The following is a 14,708-nucleotide window of genomic DNA, read 5'->3' as shown; positions in this document are numbered from 1 at the left end:
ATGGGCGGAATCGGTAGTGCCACCCTATCGCCGCCCCGCTGATGCCGATGGCTGGTCAGACCCGTCGGCCAGAAGCGGCCGGTCAGGAGCGGACGCGACGCAGGGTCACCAGGGCGACGACTGCCGCGGAAGCGACCAGCGCAGCACCGATGACGGCCGTCACCCCCACGCCGCTGTCGAAGGCGGCACGCGCGGAGGCCAGCAGCTCCCCGGCGAGCGGTCCGGGCAGCCCGCGCGCGACCGTCACGGCCCCGCCGAGGGTCTCGCCCGCCGCATCGGACTGCGCGGCCGTCAACCCGTCCGGGATGACGAGCGCCGCCCGGTAGGACGCCGTGATCAGCGTCCCGAGCGTCGCCGTGCCGAGCACCGCCCCCAGCTCGTACGCCGTCTCCCAGACGGCCGAGGCTGCGCCCGCCTTCGCCGCCGGAGCGGTCGAGATCGCGAGCTCGTTCGAGACCGTCTCCGCTGCGCCGATACCCGCCCCCAGCAGCACGAAGGCGGCAAGGAGCACACTCCACGGCGCACCGCCACCGGTCATGGCGACCAGCAGGTAGCCGCCGGCTGACAGCGTCAGGCCGCCGGCGATGACGATGCCCGGGCGGATCCGGCGGGCGATCGGCACCACCACGAGGCTCGCCACGATCATCGTCGCGAGGCCCGGCACGAGCACCATGCCCGCCTGGATGGGCGTCAGCCCTAGCACCAGCTGCAGGTGCTGCGAGACGAAGAACAGGAAGCCGACGAGCGAGACGACGCTGAGCAGGTTCACCACGACGGCACCGCTGAACGCCGGACGCGTGAACAGTCGCATGTCGAGCATCGGGATCGGGCGCCGCAGCTGGCGACGGACGAACAGCGCACCGCATCCCACGCCCACGGCGATCGCGAGGACAGCGACCGGCGAGAACCCGTCGACCGCGAGCGTCTTGATGCCGTACACGACCGGCGCCATGGTGAGCAGCGACAGCACGATGCCGGGCACATCCACCGGACCGGGCGCCGGGTCGCGCGACTCGCGCACGAGCAGCGGGGCGAGGACCAGCAGCGGGATGAGGACGGGCACGGCCAGCAGGAACACCGAGCCCCACCAGAAGTGCTCCAGCAGCAGGCCACCGACGATCGGGCCGAGGGCCGACCCAGCGGCGAAGCCGGACGACCAGATCGCGATCGCGAGCCGGCGCTGCTCGCGGTCGGCGAAGACGCCGCGGAGCAGCGACAGCGTCGACGGCATGAGCATGGCGCCGAAGACGCCGAGCGCGGCACGGGCGGCGATCAGCAGTTCGGCGGTCGGCGCGAACGCCGCAACCGCGGACACCGCGGCGAAGCCGGTCGCGCCGATGAGGAGCAGGCGGCGGCGGCCGATCCTGTCGCCCAGGCTGCCCATCGCGACGAGCAGGCCCGCGAGCACGAGCGGGTATACGTCGACGATCCACAGCATCCCGGTCGCCGAGGGCTTCAGGGCCTCGGAGATCGCGGGCAGCGCGAAGCTGAGCACCGTGTTGTCGACCGAGACGAGCAGGGTCGGGAGCATGAGGACGCCGAGCGCGAGCCACCCGCGCGCGCCGGCGCGGGTGGCCGCGGGGGTCGAGAGGGTCGTGGTCGCGGACATGCGATCTACTGTACCGTCCGGACGGTACAGTGGCAAGCGGATGCGGCTAGCATGGCTCTCATGCCGCCCGCCACCGCATCCGACTCCCCGTCTGCCCGCGACCGCGTGCTCGATGCGTTCGAAGAACTGCTCGCGGAGCAGAGTGAGCGTGCGGCCACGCTCGACGCCGTCGCCGCGCGCGCCGGGGTCTCCAAGGGTGGACTGCTGTACCACTTCGCCTCCAAGGAGGCGCTCGTGGCGGGCGTACTCGACCGGTTCGCGGCACTCATCGACGAGGATGTGGCGCGCATGCGGGCGGCGGAAGACGGCCCGGTCGACTACTTCCTGCGCACGTCCATCCCCACCGACTCCCGCTTCGAGCGGGCGGTCGTGGCCATCGCGCGCCTGGCGCAGGCGGCGGACCCGCGGGCGCGCGACGCGCTGGCGAGCGCCCAGCGTCAATGGCTGGCAGTGCTGCAGGAGGCCGTGGGCGATCCCCTCGTCGCGCGCACGATCATGCTGATCGGCGATGGGATGTACTACAACACCGCGCTGCTGCCGGCGGCCAACAACGTGCTCCGCGACGAGACCGACGTGGACGAACTGGTCGCCCTCATCCGCCGGTTCGCCGAGGGTCGCTGAGTCTCCGGAACCCCGCTGAGTCTCCCCGAACCACGCTGAGGCCGGCCGAAATGCCGCCGAGCCTCAGGACTCGGTGATGTCGATCTCCTGCATGAGGTCGGCGTCGATCGCCAGCCGCACCTTCTCGAGCAGGCCGTCCGGCACGCGCGAGTCGACCGTGAGAACGCTCAGCGCCTTGCCTCCGGCGGACGTTCGGGCGATCTGCATGCCCGCGATGTTGATCGCGGCCTCGCCGAACTCGCGGCCGTAGACGGCGACGATGCCGGGGCGGTCATCGTAGACCATGACGACGAGGTGCTCGGCGACCGGCACCTCCACGTCGTAGCCGTTGATGCCGACGATCTTCTCGATCTGCTTCGGGCCGGTCAGCGTGCCGGACACCGAGATCTGCGACCCGTCGCTGAGCGCGCCACGCAGCGTGATCAGGTTGCGGTACTCCTCGCTGACCGAGTCGGTGATAAGCCGAACCTCGATGCCGCGCTGATCCGCGAGCAGCGGCGCGTTCACGTAGGACACGGTCTCGCTGACGATGTTGGTGAAGATGCCCTTGAGCGCTGCCAGCTTCAGCACGCTGACGTCGTAGTCGGCGAGCTCTCCGCGCACCTCTACGTCGACGCTGGTGACCGGGCTGTGGGCGAGACCGGAGAACACCTGGCCGAGCTTCTCGACGAGCGGGATCCCGGGGCGCACGTACGGGTCGATGACGCCGCCCGCGACATTCACCGCGTCCGGCACGAGCTCGCCCGACAGCGCGAGGCGCACCGAGCGTGCGACGGAGACACCCGCCTTCTCCTGCGCTTCATCCGTCGAGGCGCCCAGGTGCGGCGTGACCACCACGTTGGGCAGCTCGAGCAGCGGCGATTCCTGCGGCGGCTCGGAGACGAAAACGTCGAGGCCGGCGCCGGCGATCGTGCCGGTCGTGAGGGCGCGGTACAGCGCATCCTCATCGATGAGACCGCCGCGCGCCACGTTGACGACGAAAGCGGTCGGCTTCATCAGGGCGAGCTGGTCGTCGGAGATCATCCCTGTCGTCTCGGGGGTCTTCGGCATGTGGATGGTGACGAAGTCGGCCTGCGCGAGAAGCTCATCCAGCGTCACCAGCTGCACGCCGAGCTGCTGCGCCCGTGCGCTCGTCACATAGGGGTCGTACGCGATGACGTTCGTACCGAAAGCCTGCAGGCGGGCCGTGATGAGCGCCCCGATGCGGCCGAGGCCGATGATGCCGATCGTCTTCTCGTAGAGCTCGACGCCCGTGTACTTCGACCGCTTCCACTGGCCCTGCGCGAGTGCGCCGTGCGCCGCCGGGATGTGACGGGCGAGGCTCAGGATGTGACCGACGGTGAGCTCGGCGGCCGAGATGATGTTGGAGGTCGGAGCGTTGACGACCATGACGCCCGCGTTGGTCGCGGACTTGATGTCCACGTTGTCGAGCCCCACACCGGCGCGGGCGATGACCTTCAGGACCGGTGCGGCGGCGATGACCTCGGCGTCGACCTTGGTCGCGGAGCGCACCAGGATGGCGTCGGCGTCCGCGACGGCGGAGAGCAGGGCCGGCCGGTCGGTCCCATCCACCGATCGGACCTCGAAGTCCGGCCCGAGGGCGTCGACGGTGGCGGGCGAGAGTTCTTCGGCGATCAGGACGACCGGCTTTGTCACGTGGCAGATCCTTACGAAAAGCGAGGCTGGCTTGGGAGGGGCGCCACGGTCGGTGGGGCGCGGAACGGGTTAACTCTAGCGGGCGGTCAAGCGCGCTTTTCGCCGCGTTACGCCCGGCTGTGGATGACCGCGCGAGAGGATGGGCTGGTGACGCTTTTCGAGATCACCCAGCTGATCGTCCGCATCGCCCTGGCCGTAGTGTTCGTGGCGATGGGCGCGCTGCACTTCGTGCCGGGGCCGTCGCGCGGGATGGCGGCGATGGTCCCGCCGGCCCTGCGGGTGGTCCGGCCGAGCATCCTCGTGGCCTTCACCGGGCTCTGCGAACTCGCGGGCGGAGTCGGCCTGCTGATCCCGGCGACCCGCGTCGCCGCAGCGATCTGCCTGGCGGTCTTCCTGATCGCCGTGTTCCCGGCGAACGCCTACGCCGCAGGGAAGACGGACCGCTTCGGTGTGTTCGCCACGCCGCTCGTGCCGCGCGCCATCCTGCAGGTCGTCCTGATCGCGCTCTGCGTTTTCTGCGCCCTGTAGGGGCAGACGGTCCTGTGGCCGCAGACGGTCAGCGCTGCGCCGCCGCGGCGACCGCAGCACGCACTGTCGCCGGATCGGTGACGTCGTAGGCGGCATCCCCACCGCCGGGACCGCTGGGCGCGCCGAGCACCGGCTCCCGCGCCGACAGATGCACAGCGCCGATCCCCGTGGCAGCAAGCGCCGGGATGTCGTCGACCCGCACTCCCCCGCCCGCCATGACCTGCAGACGCCCGGAGACCGCCGTTGACAGAGCCTGGAGCACCTCGACGCCGTCGATGCTGCGCGCGGCCCCGCCGGAGGTCAGCACGCGCGTCACGCCGAGCTCCGCGAGCGCTTCGGCGGAAGCGACCGGATCACGCACGACGTCGATCGCCCGGTGGAAGGTCACCTCGAGCCCTTCGGCCGCAGCGACGATCCGCCGGACAGTCTCCAGATCGATCGCGCCGTCGCCGGTCAACGCCCCCACCACGACCCCGGAGGCACCGGCCTCCTGCGCGAAGCGGACGTCGGCAAGGGTCAGGGCGAGCTCGTCGGCGTCGTAGACGAACCCGCCGCCCCGCGGCCGGACGAGCACCTGGACGAAACCGTCGCGCCCGGCATCCCGTGTTTCGGCGACCGCCGCCCGGACGAGACCCGCCGACGGTGTCAGGCCGCCCAGGCCGAGGGCGCTGCAGAGCTCCACCCGGTCGGCGCCCTCCGCGAGGGCCACGCGTACTCCGGCGATGTCCTGGACCGCGATCTCGACGGCGATGCCCATACGGCTCCTGACGCAGAAGGGTGGCGCACGCGTCGCGTGCGGCACCCCGAGACTACTGCGTGGCGCGGGCTGGGATCAGCGCGCGACCTCGCCGTCGACGTAGTCGTCGTCGTTGGATGCGTTCCAGGCGAACAGCTTGCGCAGCTCGCGACCGGTCGCCTCGATCGGGTGCTCCTCGCCCTTCTTGCGGAGGGCCAGGAACTCCGGCGCGCCGGCGTCCTGGTCGGCGATGAAGCGCTTGGCGAAGGTGCCGTCCTGGATGTCGGCGAGCACCGCCTGCATGTTCTCCTTGACGTGCGGGTCGATGACGCGCGGGCCGGAGACGTAGTCGCCGTACTCGGCGGTGTCGGAGACGCTCCAGCGCTGCTTGGCGATGCCACCCTCCCACATCAGGTCGACGATGAGCTTCAGCTCGTGCAGCACCTCGAAGTAGGCGACCTGCGGCTGGTAGCCGGCCTCGGTCAGGGTCTCGAAGCCGTACTGGACGAGCTGCGAGACGCCGCCGCAGAGGACGGCCTGCTCGCCGAACAGGTCGGTCTCGGTCTCCTCGGTGAAGGTGGTCTTGATGCCGCCGGCGCGGAGGCCGCCGATCGCCTTGGCGTACGAGAGGACGAGCGGCCAGGCGTTACCCGACGAGTCCTTCTCGACGGCGACGATCACGGGGACGCCGCGGCCGGCCTCGTACTCGCGGCGCACGGTGTGCCCCGGGCCCTTCGGCGCGACCATGATCACGTCGACGCCCTCGGGCGCCTCGATGTAACCGAAACGGATGTTGAACCCGTGGCCGAAGACGAGGGCGTCGCCGTCCTTCAGGTTGTCCTTGATGTCGTCGGCGTACAGGTGACGCTGCACCTGGTCCGGTGCGAGGATCACGATGACGTCGGCCCAGGCGGCCGCGTCGGCCGCGCTGAGGACGCGGAAGCCCGCCTCCTCGGCCTTGGGCTTCGACTTCGAGCCCTCCTTGAGGCCGATGACGACCTCGACGCCCGAGTCGCGGAGGTTCTGCGCGTGCGCGTGACCCTGCGAGCCGTAGCCGATGACGGCGACCTTCTTGCCCTGGATGATCGAGAGGTCCGCGTCGTTGTCGTAATAGATCTCAGCCACTGGTGCTTCTCCTTGCTGGTTGGTTCGTGGGTCTTCTAGTTTTTGAAAACGCGCTCGGTGATCGACTTGCCGCCGCGGCCGATCGCGAGGAGGCCCGACTGGGCCATCTCCTTGATGCCGTACGGTTCGAGCACCTTGAGCAGCGCCTGGGTCTTGCCGCTGTCGCCGGTGACCTCGATCACGAGCGCGTCGGTCGCGACATCGACGACGCGGGCGCGGAAGAGGTTCACCGCTTCGAGCACCTGCGAGCGGGTGGAGTTGTCCACCCGTACCTTGATCAGCAGGTGCTCGCGCTGCACCGACTGCGACGGTTCGAGCTCGACGATCTTGATGACGTTGATCAGCTTGTTCAGCTGCTTGGTCACCTGCTCGAGCGGGAGCTCTTCCACGTCGACGACGACGGTGATGCGCGACAGGCCGTCGACCTCGCTGGTGCCCACCGCGAGCGAGTGGATGTTGAAGCCGCGACGGGCGAACAGGCCCGCCACGCGCGTCAGCAGACCGGGCTTGTCCTCCACGAGGAGGCTCAGAACGTGCGTGCTCATGGTCACTCCCCTCCGAACGACGGGCTGTGGTCGCGGGCGTACTGGACGTAGCTGTTGCTGACGCCCTGCGGCACCATCGGCCACACCATCGCGTCGGCGCTCACGACGAAGTCGATGACGACCGGGCGGTCGTTGGTCTCCAGCGCCAGCTTGATCGCGGCATCCACCTCTTCCTCCTTCGTGACGCGGATGCCGAGGGCGCCGTACGCCTCCGCCAGCTTCACGAAGTCGGGGACGCGCACGGTGTCGTGACCGGTGTTCAGGTCGGTGTTCGAGTAGCGGCCGTCGTAGAAGAGGGTCTGCCACTGCCGCACCATGCCGAGCGACGAGTTGTTGATGATCGCGACCTTGATCGGGATGTTGTTGATCGTGCAGGTGGCGAGCTCCTGATTTGTCATCTGGAAGCATCCATCGCCGTCGATCGCCCACACCGTGCGGTCCGGCTGCGAGACCTTCGCACCCATCGCCGCGGGCACCGCGTAGCCCATCGTCCCGGCGCCGCCGGAGTTGAGCCACGAGTTGGGGCGCTCGTACTTGATGAACTGCGCCGCCCACATCTGGTGCTGGCCGACGCCGGCGGCGTAGACGCCCTCCGGCCCGGTCAGTTCGCCGATGCGCTGGATGACGTACTGCGGAGCGAGCAGGCCGTCGGTGGTGGCCGTGTAGCCGAGCGGGAACTCCTCACGAAGCCCGTTCAGGTACGTCCACCATTCGACGGTGTCGGGCGTGGTCGCCCGGATCGCCTCCTGGTACGCCGCGGTCAGATCGACGATGACGTCCTTGGCATCGCCGACGATGGGGACGTCGGCGACTCGGATCTTGGAGATCTCGGCGGGGTCGACGTCGACGTGCACGATCTTCGCATTGGGTGCGAACAGGGAGGTGTTGCCCGTCACGCGGTCATCGAACCGCGCGCCGAGCGAGATGATCAGGTCGGCCTCCTGCAGAGCGAGGACCGCGGGCACCGTCCCGTGCATGCCGGGCATGCCGAGGTGCTGCTTGTGCGTGTCCGGGAAGGCGCCGCGGGCGGTGAGCGTGGTCACCACGGGCGCGCCCGTCGCCTCGGCGAGCTCCAGGAGTTCCTGCGAGGCACGGGCGCGGATCACGCCGCCACCGACGTAGAGCACCGGCTTCTTGGCCTCCGCGAGCAGCTGGGCGGCCGCGAGGACCTGCTTGCCGTGCGCCTTGGTGATCGGTCGGTAGCCTGGCAGGTCGACCTTCGGCGGCCAGATGAACGGCGCCGAGTTCTGCTGCGCGTCCTTGGTGATGTCGACGAGCACCGGACCCGGACGCCCGGTCCCGGCGATGTGGTACGCCGCCGCGATCGTCGAAGGGATGTCCTCGACGTCCTTCACCAGGAACGAGTGCTTCGTGATCGGCATGGTGATGCCGACGATGTCGGCCTCCTGGAACGCGTCCGTGCCCATGAGCGTGGAGAACACCTGGCCGGTGATGAACACGACGGGGACGGAGTCCATGTGCGCGTCCATGATCGCGGTGACGAGGTTCGTCGCGCCGGGGCCGGAGGTCGCCATAGCGACTCCGACCTTGTTGCTCGCGACCGCGTAGCCTTCGGCGGCGTGACCGCCGCCCTGCTCGTGGCGGACGAGGACGTGACGGATCCGCGTGGAGTCCATGATCGCGTCGTAGATGGGGAGGATGGCACCGCCGGGGAGCCCGAAGACGTCGGTGACGCCGAGGAGCTCGAGGGTGCGGACGACCGACTGGGAGCCGGTCAGCTTCTCGGGCGACGCCTTACCGGGCGCCGCGGACGGCAACACACTGCTGGGGGTTGCATCCGTGGACATGCGTGTGATCAGTCCCTTACATAGGAAGAGTGGATGGTGTCGGCGACGTTCAGCCCGTGACCGCGCCTTCGGCTGCGGAGCGCACGAGCTTGGAGAACTTCGCGAGAACGCCACGGGTATAGCGCGGAGGAAGAGGCGCCCAGCCTTCACGGCGGGCGGTCAGCTCTGACTCGTCGACAAGTAGGTCGAGGGAGCGAGCCGCGATATCGACCCGTATCAGATCACCATCGCGCACGAAGGCGATGGGACCTGCGTCCACCGCTTCGGGTGCTATGTGGCCGATGCACAGGCCGGTTGTGCCGCCTGAGAATCGTCCGTCCGTCAATAGTAGTACATCCTTGCCGAGGCCTGCGCCCTTGATGGCGGCGGTGATGGCGAGCATCTCGCGCATCCCCGGACCGCCCTTCGGGCCCTCGTACCGGATGATGACGACGTCGCCCGCGTAAATGCGGCCCTCGGTCAGCGCGTCCATCGCCTCCCGCTCGCGCTCGAACACGCGCGCCGGGCCCTCGAACACCTCGGCGTCGAAGCCGGCCGTCTTGACGACGGCGCCGTCGGGTGCGAGCGAGCCCTTGAGGATGGTGATGCCGCCGGTGGGGTGGATCGGGTTGTCGAGCGTCCGCATCACCTCGCCGTCGGGTGCAGGCGGGTTGATCTCGGCCAGGTTCTCGGCCACCGTCTTGCCGGTCACGGTCAGGCAGTCGCCGTGGAGCAGGCCCGCGTCGAGCAGGGCCTTCATGACGACCGGGACGCCGCCGTGGCGGTCGACGTCGTTCATGACGTACTTGCCGAACGGCTTCAGGTCGCCGATGTGCGGGATCTTGTCGCCGATGCGGTTGAAGTCGTCGATCGTCAGGTCGACCTCGGCCTCGTGCGCGATGGCCAGCAGGTGCAGGACGACGTTGGTCGAGCCGCCGAACGCCATGGCCACCGCGATGGCGTTCTCGAACGCCTTCTTGGTGAGGATGTCGCGAGCGGTGATGCCCTTGCGGAGCAGGTTCACGACGGCCTCGCCGGAGCGATGCGCGTAGTAGTCACGGCGACGGTCCGCCGACGGCGGCGCTGCCGAGCCCGGCAGGCTCATCCCGAGCGCCTCTGCGACCGAAGCCATCGTGTTCGCGGTGTACATGCCGCCGCAGGCGCCCTCGCCCGGGGCGATGGCGCACTCGATGCGCTTGAGGTCTTCCTCGCTCATCTTGCCGGCCTTGCACGCGCCGACCGCCTCGAAGGAGTCGATGATCGTGACGTCCTTCTCCGTGCCGTCGGAGAGCTTCACCCAGCCGGGCGCGATGGACCCGGCGTAGAGGAACACCGCCGAGAGATCCAGCCGGGCCGCTGCCATCAGCATGCCGGGGAGCGACTTGTCGCAGCCCGCGAGGAGGACGGTGCCGTCGAGGCGCTCGGCCATCATCACGGTCTCGACGGAGTCGGCGATGACCTCGCGCGATACGAGCGAGAAGTGCATCCCCTCGTGGCCCATCGAGATGCCGTCGGAGACCGAGATGGTGCCGAACTGGAGCGGATAGCCGCCCCCGGCGTGCACGCCCTCCTTCGCGCCCTGCGCGAGACGGTCGAGCGAGAGGTTGCAGGGGGTGATCTCGTTCCACGAGCTGGCGATGCCGATCTGCGGCTTCTCCCAGTCTTCGTCACCCATTCCGACGGCGCGGAGCATACCGCGGCTGGTGGTGGCTTCGATCCCGTCCGTGACGACGCGCGAACGCGGCTTCCAATCGACTTCTGGCATGGAACAACTCTAGGACGTCTCGAATGCCGCTCGGACCATGCGTCCCGCACCCGTGGAGAACGGGCCCCCGCGTCAGGCTGTGGACGACTTCAGGTGCGCCTCGCGCGCCTGCGCGAGCAGTCCGAGCAGCGTCGCGATGGCGCGCTCGTCCGCGACGCGGTACTGCGCCGCGGTCTCCCCCGCGCCGACCTTGATGCCGACGTCGCCCTGCGACGGGCGCAGCACGGTGAAGCCGTCCTCGTCCGTGACGTCGTCGCCGGCGAACAAAACGGCAGTCGCCTTCGTGTACTCGCGCAACCGCTCGACGCCGTCGCCCTTGTTCGCCCCGCGCACTGAGAACTCGATGATGTCCTTGCCGTCGCGGATCGTCAGCTCGGGGCTCACGGCGGCAGCCGCTTCGCGCGCACGGGCGACGACCTCCGCACCGCGCTCCCCCGCCACGCGCCGGTAGTGCACGCCGAATCCGACCGGCTTCGTCTCGAGCTTGGTCTCCGGGATGCTGTCCACGAGCCCCTGCAGCGCGTCGCCGAGCCGGCGCAGCGTGTCCTGCTCCTCCTCCGTCAGGTCGAGGGAGACGCCGTCGCGGCCGAAGCGGATCTCGACGCCGTGCGAGCCGATCAGCAGCGCATCCTCGTCGGCCTCGGTCACGAGTTCCAGGCTCGACAGCGGGCGGCCGGACACGTACGCCACCCAGGTGTTCGGCAGGTGCTCCAGGCGGTCGAGCGCCGCCTTCGACTCGGGCAGTGCCCGGGCGCCCCGTGGGACGTCGACGAAGGGCGCGAGCGTCCCGTCGAAGTCGAGGGCGAGGAGCAGCCGGTCGGCGGTGGCGAGCCTCTGCAGGGCGGAGGCGAGGGCGACGGCGGAGGCGGGCGGCAGGTGCGAAGCGGTGTGAGTCATATGTCTTTCAGAACAGTGAAAAGGGAAATCAGCGCCGGTTGACGGGCGGGTCCTGCAACGGGTGGTCGCCGTGGGCGCTACGGGTGAGCGCGTCCAGGAAGGAGGCGGACCAGCGCGCAACGTCGTTGGTGAGCACCTTCTTGCGCAGGGCGCGCATCCGGCGGGTGCGGTCGCGTTTGGGCATCGCGAGCGCCTGCATCACGGCATCCTTGAGGCCCTCGATGTCGTGCGGGTTGATCAGCAGGGCCTGGCGGAGCTCGTCCGAGGCCCCTGCGAACTCGCTGAGCACGAGCACGCCGTCCTCATCAACCCGGGTCGCGACATACTCCTTCGCGACCAGGTTCATGCCGTCGCGCAGCGCGGTCACCAGCATCACGTCGGCCGCGAGGTACAGCGCCACCATCTCCTCACGGGGGTAGCCGTGGTGGAGGTACGCGATGGCGGTGTGGCCGAGCGTCGAGTAGTCGCCGTTGATGCGGCCGACGGTTAGTTCGATCTCATCCCGGAGCTGGCGGTACGTCTCGACCCGCTCCCGGCTGGGGCTGGCGACCTGGACCAGGGTGACGTCCTCCGCCTTCACCCGGTCCTCGGCGAGGAGTTCGCCGAACGCGGCGAGGCGGTGGCCGATCCCCTTCGTGTAGTCGAGCCGGTCGACGCCGAGCATGATCTTCTCGGGGTTGCCGAGCTCTTCACGGATCTCCTGGGCGCGCGCCTGGATCTCGGGACGGCGGGCGAGCTCCTGGTACTGCTCCGCGTCGATCGAGATCGGGAACGCCCGGGCGAGCACGGTGCGCACGAGGCCCCCGCGGCGGTCTGTTGTGACGTGACGGTGCGATCCGGCCTCCGGATCGTCGGTGTCGATCGGCACCTCGATGATCGGCCCGCGGGTCTCGAAACCCTTCAGGCGGCGGACGGCGCGGGAGAAGTTGCCGGCGTCGGCGACCCGCTGGAAGCCGATGACGTCGGCGCCGAGCAGTCCGTCGATGATCTGCCGCCGCCAGGGCAGCTGCGAGTAGATGCCGTACGGCGGGAACGGGATGTGGTTGAAGAACCCGATCACGAGGTCGGGCCGCAGCTCGCGCAGCATCGCCGGGACCAGCTGCAGCTGGTAGTCGTGCACCCAGACGACCGCGCCGGGCGCCGAGGCGGACGCGGCAGCCTGCGCGAACCGCCGGTTCACCTTCACGTAGGTCTCCCACCACTCGCGGTGGTAGCTCGGCTGCGCGATGACGTCGTGATAGAGCGGCCAGAGGGTGTCGTTGGAGAAACCCTCGTAGTACTCCTGCAGCTCCTGCTCGGAGAGGGGCACGGGCAGGATGTTGATCCCGCCGGCCTCGAACGGGTCGACCTCTTCATCCGAGACGCCGGCCCAGCCGACCCAGATGCCGTCCTGCGACCGCATCATCGGCTCAAGCGCCGCGACGAGGCCGCCCGGTGAGGGCCGCCAGTCGGCGTTCCCGTCGTCGTCGAGCACCCGGTCCACGGGCAGCCGGTTGGACACGATGACCAGGTCGTACGTGTCGTCGTCGCTGTCGGTGGTGGTCGCGTTCGTCGCGTTCGTCGCGTTCGTCGTCGTCGAGTCAGGCTTCGCGGTGATGGTGGGTCAACTCCCTCAGGGGGTCGCGGTGGACACCAGCCAGGGTACCAGCGTCCTCCAACCCCGCCCGGGGCGAACCCGGGTTCCGCGCGGGGCTACTGCGCCTTCCCGAGCAGCTGGATGAGTCTGCTCGCGTACTCGGCGTAGCCCGCGGCGGTCGGGTGGAAGACGTCCGGACCGGTGGTGTTCAGCCAGGGCTTCCGGTCGCCGATCGCGTGCCCGGCGAAGTCGACGGGGAGGTACTCCATCGGCTTGCCGTCGGCCCGCTGCTCGTCGACCGCTTGGCGGATCACCTCGTTCAGCCCGAGTGTCGCGGCGTTGAGTGCGGCGGCGGTTCCGAAATCGGGAGCGTTCGGATCCGACGAGTCGTAGAGCAGCGTGTAGCCGGTGACGACGATGCGGGCGTTCGGCGCCGCCTGCGCGATGGCGCTGTAGACGGTGTCCAGGCGGTCGGGCAGTACGTTGAGCAGGGAAAGCGCAGCCGTGACCTCGTTCCGGCAGGCGGCCGCCTTGCCCGCCGCGCAGTCGCCGGCGATCGCCGCGACGCCCAGGTCGTTGCCCCCGATGCTGACCGTGACGAGATCGGTCCGGTCGTCGAGCGCGAGCAGCTGGTGCTTGAGGAGGTCGGATGTGGTGGCGCCGGCGCACGCGGCGTTGACCACCAGGTCGATGCCGGCCTTACGGGCGAACACCGGCGGGTACGCGGCGGGACTCAGCCGGCACTTCCCCTGCTCGTCGCCTCCGCCCATCCCGGCCGCGAACGAGTCGCCGACGGCGACATAGCGGGTGGATGCTGTCAACGGCTCCTTCGGGAAGGGGTCGGGGGCGGCTGTGGGCGTCGGCGCGGCCGTCGCCGCGGCGCGCGGCGTCTCCGCGCCTCCGGGCGACGCAGAACACGCCGTCAGGAGTGCCACGACCGCAGCCGACGCGAGCAGCGCGGCGGCGCGGAACGCTCGGGGCACGCGCGGCGCGCGTGGGTTGCGGGATGCTTCGGGTCGCATCCCTCAAACAGTAGTGGCCGACGCTTGGCGAACGCTCAAACGGTCAGACCCGCTCGGTCAGCGCCAGCAGGATGGTCGGCACCGACTCGGAGAGCCGCTCGGTGAAGGTGCGCTCGTCTCCGGCCAACACCGCGCGGGCCTCCCCGCTCCCGCACAGCTCGGCGATGACCCGGACCGCTTCCTCCGCATCGATGGTGAAGCGCCGCCCCGCGCTGTCGAGGGCCGCGACGACGATCTCCGTCAGGTCGGCGAAGAACTCGTCCTGGTAGCGCAGGTAGTCGGCCGCGATGGAGTGGTCGCGGAGCGCCATGAGCTGGAACTCGGCCTGCACCAGCCACCAGCGCCGGTCGTCGGACTGCAGTTCGAGGATGCGCGTGATCGTCTGCAGCACATCCTGGTCGCCGAGGCCGGCGTTCCCGTCGCCCACGAGCGGGGTGAGGAACTGGGCGACGCCGGTGTTCAGCTGCTCCAGCCGGATGGTCTTCTCGCGGTCCATGAGCGCGAAGAACAGCTCCTCCTTGCTGGAGAAGTTGGAGTAGAAGGCGCCCCGGGTGAACCCCGCGGCCTCCGCGATCAGCTCGACGCTCGCGGCACGGACACCGTGCTCGGCGAAGACGTCGAAGGCCGCGTCGAGCAGGCGCGCGCGGGTGCGCTGCCGCCTCGCCGACTCGGTGGGCGCATCCTCGCGGACCTCTGCCGCGGCGTCGTCACTGAGAGTCGTGCTGTCCAAGCTGAAACCTTCCTGAATCCAACTTACGATACAGAAGTGTATCGGATACGGTCATGTATGGATACAACGGTGTATCGAACACCCTTGATCACTTTCGGTACTCACCCACTG

At 69.5% G+C, this 14,708-nt stretch carries 13 protein-coding genes; 2 read left to right on the top strand and 11 right to left on the bottom strand.

Features of this window, described 5'->3' with window-relative positions; genetic code table 11:
* Window positions 1–82: 82 nt before the first annotated feature.
* On the bottom strand, window positions 83–1,609 hold the full coding sequence (locus AB7E03_RS01840; protein ID WP_489938780.1) for an MFS transporter: 1,527 nt from the start codon (window positions 1,607–1,609) through the stop codon (window positions 83–85).
* A 60-nt stretch (window positions 1,610–1,669) separates the two neighbouring features.
* Here AB7E03_RS01840 and AB7E03_RS01835 point away from each other — a divergent pair, with 60 nt between their 5' ends.
* The gene (locus tag AB7E03_RS01835; RefSeq protein WP_489938778.1) at window positions 1,670–2,230 is read left to right on the top strand and encodes a TetR family transcriptional regulator; all 561 of its coding nucleotides are present in this window, start codon (window positions 1,670–1,672) and stop codon (window positions 2,228–2,230) included.
* 63 nt (window positions 2,231–2,293) lie between these two features.
* Here AB7E03_RS01835 and serA read toward each other — a convergent pair whose 3' ends face one another.
* Entirely contained in the window at window positions 2,294–3,886 is a 1,593-nt protein-coding gene (serA, locus tag AB7E03_RS01830; RefSeq protein WP_489938776.1) for a phosphoglycerate dehydrogenase, read from the bottom strand.
* 147 nt (window positions 3,887–4,033) lie between these two features.
* On the opposite strand from serA, the gene AB7E03_RS01825 reads away from it, so the two are divergent.
* Window positions 4,034–4,414, top strand: a complete 381-nt coding sequence (locus AB7E03_RS01825; protein ID WP_489938774.1) for a DoxX family protein — start codon at window positions 4,034–4,036, stop codon at window positions 4,412–4,414.
* A gap of 28 nt (window positions 4,415–4,442) precedes the next feature.
* Here AB7E03_RS01825 and AB7E03_RS01820 read toward each other — a convergent pair whose 3' ends face one another.
* From AB7E03_RS01820 to AB7E03_RS01780, 9 genes are all read right to left on the bottom strand, one after another.
* Window positions 4,443–5,171: a copper homeostasis protein CutC gene (locus AB7E03_RS01820; protein WP_489938772.1), complete on the bottom strand. Its 729-nt coding sequence runs from the start codon at window positions 5,169–5,171 to the stop codon at window positions 4,443–4,445.
* Window positions 5,172–5,246: 75 nt separating this feature from the next.
* Window positions 5,247–6,275: a ketol-acid reductoisomerase gene (gene ilvC, locus AB7E03_RS01815; protein WP_489938770.1), complete on the bottom strand. Its 1,029-nt coding sequence runs from the start codon at window positions 6,273–6,275 to the stop codon at window positions 5,247–5,249.
* A 35-nt stretch (window positions 6,276–6,310) separates the two neighbouring features.
* On the bottom strand, window positions 6,311–6,820 hold the full coding sequence (ilvN, locus tag AB7E03_RS01810) for an acetolactate synthase small subunit (protein WP_441782613.1): 510 nt from the start codon (window positions 6,818–6,820) through the stop codon (window positions 6,311–6,313).
* A gap of 2 nt (window positions 6,821–6,822) precedes the next feature.
* Complete coding sequence (locus tag AB7E03_RS01805; protein WP_489938767.1) at window positions 6,823–8,628, bottom strand: acetolactate synthase large subunit; 1,806 nt, start codon at window positions 8,626–8,628, stop codon at window positions 6,823–6,825.
* Window positions 8,629–8,677: 49 nt separating this feature from the next.
* Window positions 8,678–10,372, bottom strand: coding sequence for a dihydroxy-acid dehydratase (gene ilvD / locus AB7E03_RS01800; protein ID WP_410781350.1), 1,695 nt, complete (start codon window positions 10,370–10,372; stop codon window positions 8,678–8,680).
* A gap of 72 nt (window positions 10,373–10,444) precedes the next feature.
* Window positions 10,445–11,269: a trehalose-phosphatase gene (otsB, locus tag AB7E03_RS01795; RefSeq protein ID WP_489938764.1), complete on the bottom strand. Its 825-nt coding sequence runs from the start codon at window positions 11,267–11,269 to the stop codon at window positions 10,445–10,447.
* Between the two features lie 28 nt (window positions 11,270–11,297).
* The gene (gene otsA / locus AB7E03_RS01790; protein WP_489938762.1) at window positions 11,298–12,770 is read right to left on the bottom strand and encodes an alpha,alpha-trehalose-phosphate synthase (UDP-forming); all 1,473 of its coding nucleotides are present in this window, start codon (window positions 12,768–12,770) and stop codon (window positions 11,298–11,300) included.
* A gap of 191 nt (window positions 12,771–12,961) precedes the next feature.
* Window positions 12,962–13,867, bottom strand: coding sequence for an SGNH/GDSL hydrolase family protein (locus AB7E03_RS01785; protein WP_489938760.1), 906 nt, complete (start codon window positions 13,865–13,867; stop codon window positions 12,962–12,964).
* Between the two features lie 43 nt (window positions 13,868–13,910).
* Window positions 13,911–14,597, bottom strand: coding sequence for a TetR/AcrR family transcriptional regulator (locus AB7E03_RS01780; RefSeq protein ID WP_489938758.1), 687 nt, complete (start codon window positions 14,595–14,597; stop codon window positions 13,911–13,913).
* Window positions 14,598–14,708: the final 111 nt, after the last annotated feature.

The organism is Leifsonia sp. RCC_180 (assembly GCF_058138205.1).
The sequence above is the reverse complement of the archived record's forward strand: the minus strand, read 5'-3'. Positions and strand labels throughout refer to the sequence as shown.

Coding starts and splice junctions, on each gene's coding strand:
- AB7E03_RS01840 (WP_489938780.1), bottom strand. CDS start 1,609: ATGTCCGCGACCACGACCCTCTCGACCCCCGCGGCCACCCGCGCCGGC.
- AB7E03_RS01835 (WP_489938778.1), top strand. CDS start 1,670: ATGCCGCCCGCCACCGCATCCGACTCCCCGTCTGCCCGCGACCGCGTG.
- AB7E03_RS01820 (WP_489938772.1), bottom strand. CDS start 5,171: ATGGGCATCGCCGTCGAGATCGCGGTCCAGGACATCGCCGGAGTACGC.
- ilvN (WP_441782613.1), bottom strand. CDS start 6,820: ATGAGCACGCACGTTCTGAGCCTCCTCGTGGAGGACAAGCCCGGTCTG.
- AB7E03_RS01805 (WP_489938767.1), bottom strand. CDS start 8,628: ATGTCCACGGATGCAACCCCCAGCAGTGTGTTGCCGTCCGCGGCGCCC.
- ilvD (WP_410781350.1), bottom strand. CDS start 10,372: ATGCCAGAAGTCGATTGGAAGCCGCGTTCGCGCGTCGTCACGGACGGG.
- otsB (WP_489938764.1), bottom strand. CDS start 11,269: ATGACTCACACCGCTTCGCACCTGCCGCCCGCCTCCGCCGTCGCCCTC.
- AB7E03_RS01785 (WP_489938760.1), bottom strand. CDS start 13,867: ATGCGACCCGAAGCATCCCGCAACCCACGCGCGCCGCGCGTGCCCCGA.